Below are 6,244 nucleotides of genomic sequence, written 5' to 3'. Positions count from 1 at the left end.
AAAAGATCAGGCGTGAATGGCGGATTTCCTGTGTAGAAACTTTACTGTTTTGGTTCTTGAATCTTGTGTAACTTTTTTGAGCATTTCACTATATCGTGTCGCGCGATTGCGGCGTGTGCCATGCGGTGGAGCCTAAGCTGGAGTCGGTGTTGGCCGATTGGCCGCAGATTGCTGCGGTGCGTGCCGATGTGGCTGAGCTGCCGGCGCTGGCCGGCCGCTTTCATGCGCTTGCAGCGCCGGTGGTGATTCTGTTTGTCCAAGGACGTGAGGTGTGGCGGGTGGCGAAATTCATTTATATGGATGAGCTGGCGCAAAATCTGGCTTTATGGGCGGCGCAATATCCCGAGGCCGTCTGAAACAGATTGCCGCTGTCTGAATCATCAAGCCATCATTCCAAACCACAAGAGCCAAACCCAATGATGAATGCCGATACTACTGTTTTGCTTTCCGGCCACGGGCTTACCCGCGTGATTAAAAGCGGCAAAATCTTGCTGCATCCGGCCGATTTCATCGTGCAGGCCGGCGATAAAATCGGCGTGGAAGGGGCTTCCGGCAGCGGTAAAAGCGTGTTGCTGCGCACGATGGCCTTGCTGGATTGGCCCGATGGCGGTGAATTGCGCTGGCAGGGTAAGGCGGTGGCAGGAGCGGCTGCGGTGGAGGCTTATCGCACGCAGGTGGCTTATGTGCGCCAGCAGCCGGTGCTGGTGCCGGGCAATGTGGCGGATAACTTGAATGTGCCGTTTGCGCTGGCGGCTTATCGCGGCCAAAAGCAAAATCGTGAATTAATCCGCCATATGCTGGAGCGGATTGAGCGCAACGAGCAGTTTTTGGAAACCGATGGCGGTAATCTTTCCGGCGGCGAGGCGCAATTGGTGTGTTTGATGCGGGTGTTGCAGCTCAATCCGCAAGTGTTGCTGCTTGATGAGCCCACCGCCGCGCTGGATCCGGAATCGGTGGCGGCGGTGGAAGAATTGGTGCGCGTTTGGCAGGAAAACCGGCAAAATCAGGGCGCTTATGTGTGGATTTCGCACAGCCCCGAGCAATTGCAGCGCATTGCGGCCAAGGTGTGGCATGTGGCTGCCGGCAAATTGGATGCGGGGGTGCAAGATGCATGATTTGAGCTGGGTAGATTTGGCCGTGGCCTCGGTGCTGGTGTTGATCAGCGTGCTGATTTCGATGTGGATGCGTTTGGGGCTCACCCGTAAAATAGGCGTGGCCGCCGTGCGCACGGTGGTGCAGCTAACCGCCATCGGCATGGTGTTGAAATATGTGTTTGCCGCCGAGCACCCGCTGTGGATTGCCGTGATTGCGCTGGTGATGACACTCACGGCCGGTTTGTCGGCCGGCAGCCGCAGCCGCTATACTTATGCGGGTGAAAAGCGCGATGCCCTGCTTTCGGTGTGGCTCACTTCGTGGATTGTGGCGCTGATTGGTTTGTATGGGGTGTTGAATGTGCGGCCTTGGTATTCGGCGCAATTTGTGGTGCCGATTTTGGGCATGATTTTGGGCAACACGCTCAATACGGTGTCGCTCACGTTTGACCGGCTCGTGCAAGCGCTGTCGCAACAGCGCGGGCAGGTGGAAATGATGTTGTCGCTGGGCGCCACGCCTTGGGAAGCGTTTCAAGATATCGCCCGTCAATCGGTGAGCGCGGGCATGCTGCCCACGATTAACAGCATGACGGTGGTGGGCATTGTGAGCCTGCCCGGCATGATGACCGGCCAAATTCTGGCCGGCGGCGCGCCCGAGCAAGCGGTGCGCTATCAGATTGTGATTATGTTTTTTATGTGCGCGGCTTCGGCCTTGGGCGGGATGTTTGCCGTGTGGTCGGTGTTCCGCCGCTTCTTCGATAAAAACGCCTGCTTTTTGCCGTGGCGTTTGATCCGCAAGCCTCAGGGCAGGGAATAAGGCCAAACCCGAAAAAAGCAGGGCATGGTGGTTTCGATTTTTGGACTCGGTATCAATATTCAGACGGCCTTTTTGAATCAATATGAATACTTCGCAGCGGGCGGCCGCTTGCCGCGGCGGTTTTACCCAATTTAGCCCCGAAAAGCCGCGAATCGGGTAAAATGCACGGCTTAATTGATCAAGGCCGTCTGAAACGTGTATGACTACTTCCAAACCTTCTAAAACCAAATTCTGGCTGCTGGCTGTTGCGGCCGTGGTGCTCGACCAAATCACCAAAGTGGCGGTGTTGAAAAATTTTGAGTTTGCCCAGCGGCTCAATATTATCCCCGATTTTTTCGATTTAACGCTGGTGTATAACACCGGCGCCGCCTTCAGCTTTCTGGCCGAGGCCGGCGGCTGGCAGAAATATTTCTTTCTGGCGCTGGCCGCCGTAATCTGCTTTTATTTGGCGCGCTCGATTGTGAAAGACGATTTCGGCACATGGGGCAAAACCGGCGCGGCGATGATTATCGGCGGCGCCATCGGCAATGTGGTCGACCGCATGCTGCACGGCCATGTGGTGGATTTTTTATTGTTTTACTGGCAAAACTGGTATTACCCCGCGTTTAACGTGGCCGACAGCTTTATCTGCGTGGGCGCGGTGCTGCTGGTGATTGACGGTTTCAAACATAAGAAAGATAAGGCCGTCTGAAACACACATAACTTTGATAAAGATAAAATATGAGCAATAAAACCATTATGTTGGCCAACCCGCGCGGCTTTTGTGCCGGGGTGGATCGCGCCATCAGCATTGTCGAGCGTGCGCTGGAAGAATTCGGCGCGCCGATTTATGTGCGCCACGAGGTGGTGCACAATAAATTTGTGGTCGATAATCTGCGCGAAAAAGGCGCGGTGTTTATCGAAGATTTGGCCGATGTGCCGGCCGGTGCCACGCTGATTTATTCGGCACACGGCGTGTCGTTGGCGGTGCAGAATGAAGCGGCCGAGCGCGGTTTTCAGGTGTTTGACGCCACTTGCCCGCTGGTGACCAAAGTGCATAAAGAAGTGGCGCGGCTGGATGCACAAGGTTATCAAATCATTATGATCGGCCACAAAGGCCACCCCGAAGTGGAGGGCACGATGGGGCAGCTCTCAGAAGGCGCGATGCTGCTGGTGGAAACGGTGGCAGATGTGGCCACGCTGCAAGTGGCCAATGCCGACAAGCTCTCGCATGTGAGCCAAACCACTTTATCGGTGGATGAAACCCGCGATATTATCGAGGCCTTGAAAGCACGTTTTCCGAATATCCGCAGCCCGCATAAAGAAGACATCTGCTATGCCACTACCAACCGCCAGGAAGCCGTGAAAGCGCTGGCGCAAGAATGCGATATCGTGATTGTGGTGGGCTCGCCCAATTCTTCCAACAGCAACCGCTTGCGCGAAGTGGCCGCGCTCTTGGGCGTGGATGCTTATATGGTGGACAATGCCGGCTATTTGCAGCGGCAATGGTTTGAAGGCAAAAGCAAAGTGGGTGTCACCGCCGGCGCATCGGCGCCCGAAGTGCTGGTGAAAGAAGTGCTTGCCGCCATTGATAATTGGGGCTTTCACACCGTGCGCGAAGGCGAGGGCGCGGACGAGAGCATTGTGTTTGTGTTGCCCAAAGCTTTGCGCAAAGAATAAATCATAGCTCTATAGCAAACAGGCCGTCTGAAAAGTTTTCAGACGGCCTGTTTGATTCATGCAGCTTTAAATCAAGTTGCTGACAAAAATCAACAAAATCACAAACGGAATAAAATATTTCACATAAGCAAACCACAAGCCGGTGAAGCGGCTGTTGCTGCCGAGCTCTTCGCGCGCTTCGTCTTTCATCACAAAGCCGACAAACAGCGCCGAGCCCAACGCGGTGAGCATAAAGAGAATATTGCCGCTGGCAAAGTCAAACGCATCAAAAATGCTCAAGCCAAACAGGCGCACCTGCTGCCATAAATTGTCGCCCAGCACCGAGGGCACGTTGCCGAGCAGGAAAATGCCGCCCAACACCAACACAATCGCCGTTCTGCGCGGCAAGCGGGTTTTCTCTTGCAAAGCGGTGATCAGCACTTCGTAAATGGTCAGCGAAGTGGTGAGCGCGGCAATCAAGAGCAGCGAGAAAAACACCACCGCAAACATCGTGCCCGCCCACATATTGGAAAACACAATCGGCAGGCTTTGAAACACCAGCGTCGGCCCCGAATCGGGCGCCACGCCGAAGCTGAACAAAGAGGGGAAAATCATAAAGCCCGCGAGCACCGCAATCAGCGTGTTCACCACCGCTGTGATCACCGCGGTTTGCACCAGATTTTCTTTTTTATCCAGATAGCTCGACAAAGTAATCATCACGCCGAAGCCCAAGCTGAGCGCGAAAAACACCTGCCCCAGCACAAACACAAACAATTGCGGCGTGATTTTGCTGAAATCCGGCTGCAAATAAAAGCGGATGCCCTCTGCCGCGCCGGGCAGGGTCACGTTGCGGATCACCATAAAAATCAGGAAAACAAACAGCAGCGGCATCAAAAATTTGGCCGCTTTTTCAATGCCGCCGATCACGCCTTTGGTCAAAATCCAATAATTGGCCAGCACAAACAAAAGCGTGTAGAAAAGCACCGAAAGCGGCCGGTTGTGGATGTGTTCGGCAAAAAAAGCCTTTGTGGTGTCGGCACCCAAAGGTTGCGACACATCCAGGCCGCCGCCGATAAGGTTGACGATATAGGTGAGCACCCAGCCGCCCAGCACCATATAGTAGGCCATGATGCCGAAAGCGCCGGCCAGGCCGAGCCAGCCCACCGCTTTCCAGGCTTTGTGCACAGGTTTGCCGTTGTAGCTGCCGCCGAACGCATCGAGCGAATTGCTGGCACGGCGGCGGCCGATCACGTTTTCCACCAAAATCATCGGAATGCCGATCAAAATCATGGCAAGGCAAAACAGCAGCACATAAGCGCCGCCGCCGTTTTCACCCACTAAATAAGGAAAGCGCCATGTGGCGCCGAAGCCCACGGTGGCACCGGCTACGGTGAGAATATAAGTGAGGCGGCTTGACCAATTCTGGCGAAGATTGTTTGTAGACATTATGTTTTATTTTATTGGTTAAAAACGCACTCATTATACGTTTTGTTTAAAATAATTCGATTAAAATTACATATAATTAAGCCAATTTGAATTATTCTACTGATTATTCAATGAATTTTGTTTGAAATTAAACAGCCTTTTGCCGCCGCGGCGCATGCCGTGCCAAACCATCAGCGCCAAGCCCAGCCAAATCAGGCCGTAGCTGATAAAAGCCCCCTGAGGGGTTTGCTCGTTCAGCAATATCAGTGAGAGCGCAAAAAGCAATATCGGTTCCAAATAGCTGAGCATGCCAAAGAGGCTGAAGGGCAGCATTTGGCTGGCCTGTAAGTTCAGCTGCATGGCCAGCGCGCTGTTTAGGCCCAGCAGCACAATAAAGCCGATTAGCCAGGGCTGCCCGGCAATCAGCGCCAGGCTGTCGGCTTGCCAGAGCAGATAAAGCAGCGCGAGCGGCGCAATCAGCAGCAAGTCGAAAAAAAGGCCGGTGAGCGCCGGCACACCTTGCGCGCGGCGCATCAGATAATAAAGCGGATAGCTGCCAAACACCCACACCGTCACCCACGAAAACGTACCGTTACGCCACAATTCATGCGTCACGCCGGCGCAGGCCAATGCCACCGCCAGCCATTGCAGCGGCGCGAGCCGCTCTTTAAACCACACGTTGCCCAAAAGCACCATCATCAGCGGAAACAGAAAATAGCCCATGGCCACATTAATGCCTTCTCCATTAACCGGCGCCCACATAAAAAGCCACAGCTGGCTGGCCAGAATAGGCGTGGGCAGTAAGAGCCACAGCCAACGCTTGGGGCTTTTGCCGAGGCTTTGGGCAAAAGCAGCCGTTTGCCGCCAGCTGCGGCTGAGGCTCAGCAGCGCAAGCAAGCCGAACAACATCGCCACCATGCGCCACATAAACACATCGGTGCCGCTCATCGGCTGCATCCAGCTGCTGTAGAGAAACAGCGCGGCAAATAAAAGATTGGAGCAAATGGCGGCTGCTAAGCCTTTTTGGGTGCGGGTCATACCGAGGGTTTCTGAAAAGGGTGGGGCGCTATTATAGCGGAAGCTCTGAATCACTCATGGCGGTGTTTTTTATCGTCTTTTTTACGCTATGTTGTGTTGGTTTGTTGAGGTAATAGAACCACTATCTTCTCAATAGGATGCCCTAGGGCGTCCTGACAATTACTTGTCATAAAAATAATCAGATAAAAGAAAGGCAGATAAGTTAAAATTTTTGTCGCCAAACAAAACATACTTA

The 6,244-nt window shown here is 53.9% G+C and carries 7 protein-coding genes; 5 read left to right on the top strand and 2 right to left on the bottom strand.

All coding sequences use genetic code 11. The features are described 5' to 3' along the window. Positions 1-95: 95 nt before the first annotated feature. From EV680_RS11750 to ispH, 5 genes are all read left to right on the top strand, one after another. Entirely contained in the window at positions 96-356 is a 261-nt protein-coding gene (locus tag EV680_RS11750; protein WP_165870947.1) for a thioredoxin family protein, read from the top strand. 60 nt (positions 357-416) lie between these two features. Then, complete coding sequence (locus EV680_RS11745) at positions 417-1,115, top strand: ABC transporter ATP-binding protein (protein ID WP_132954933.1); 699 nt, start codon at positions 417-419, stop codon at positions 1,113-1,115. Next, entirely contained in the window at positions 1,108-1,908 is an 801-nt protein-coding gene (locus EV680_RS11740) for an ABC transporter permease (RefSeq protein WP_132954932.1), read from the top strand. The genes EV680_RS11745 and EV680_RS11740 overlap by 8 nt, the downstream gene beginning before the upstream one ends. 199 nt (positions 1,909-2,107) lie before the next feature. After that, positions 2,108-2,599, top strand: coding sequence for a signal peptidase II (gene lspA, locus EV680_RS11735; RefSeq protein ID WP_132954931.1), 492 nt, complete (start codon positions 2,108-2,110; stop codon positions 2,597-2,599). 29 nt (positions 2,600-2,628) lie between these two features. Next, positions 2,629-3,567 (top strand): 4-hydroxy-3-methylbut-2-enyl diphosphate reductase, encoded by a 939-nt coding sequence (ispH, locus tag EV680_RS11730; RefSeq protein WP_132954930.1) that lies wholly within the window; start codon positions 2,629-2,631, stop codon positions 3,565-3,567. Positions 3,568-3,633: 66 nt separating this feature from the next. Here the strand turns inward: ispH and EV680_RS11725 are convergent, their stop codons facing one another. Next, positions 3,634-4,992: a sodium-dependent transporter gene (locus EV680_RS11725; RefSeq protein WP_132954929.1), complete on the bottom strand. Its 1,359-nt coding sequence runs from the start codon at positions 4,990-4,992 to the stop codon at positions 3,634-3,636. Between the two features lie 96 nt (positions 4,993-5,088). After that, positions 5,089-6,009 (bottom strand): EamA family transporter RarD, encoded by a 921-nt coding sequence (gene rarD / locus EV680_RS11720; RefSeq protein ID WP_132954928.1) that lies wholly within the window; start codon positions 6,007-6,009, stop codon positions 5,089-5,091. Between the last annotated feature and the right edge of the window lie 235 nt (positions 6,010-6,244).

Origin of the sequence: Uruburuella suis (genome assembly GCF_004341385.1) — a bacterium.
In the GTDB taxonomy this organism is placed as follows: domain Bacteria; phylum Pseudomonadota; class Gammaproteobacteria; order Burkholderiales; family Neisseriaceae; genus Neisseria; species Neisseria suis.
The sequence above is the reverse complement of the archived record's forward strand: the minus strand, read 5'-3'. Positions and strand labels throughout refer to the sequence as shown.

Excerpts from the sequence above, each read along its gene's own strand:
- EV680_RS11745 (WP_132954933.1), top strand. The coding sequence starts at position 417 with ATGATGAATGCCGATACTACTGTTTTGCTTTCCGGCCACGGGCTTACC.
- EV680_RS11740 (WP_132954932.1), top strand. The coding sequence starts at position 1,108 with ATGCATGATTTGAGCTGGGTAGATTTGGCCGTGGCCTCGGTGCTGGTG.
- lspA (WP_132954931.1), top strand. The coding sequence starts at position 2,108 with ATGACTACTTCCAAACCTTCTAAAACCAAATTCTGGCTGCTGGCTGTT.
- ispH (WP_132954930.1), top strand. The coding sequence starts at position 2,629 with ATGAGCAATAAAACCATTATGTTGGCCAACCCGCGCGGCTTTTGTGCC.
- EV680_RS11725 (WP_132954929.1), bottom strand. The coding sequence starts at position 4,992 with ATGTCTACAAACAATCTTCGCCAGAATTGGTCAAGCCGCCTCACTTAT.
- rarD (WP_132954928.1), bottom strand. The coding sequence starts at position 6,009 with ATGACCCGCACCCAAAAAGGCTTAGCAGCCGCCATTTGCTCCAATCTT.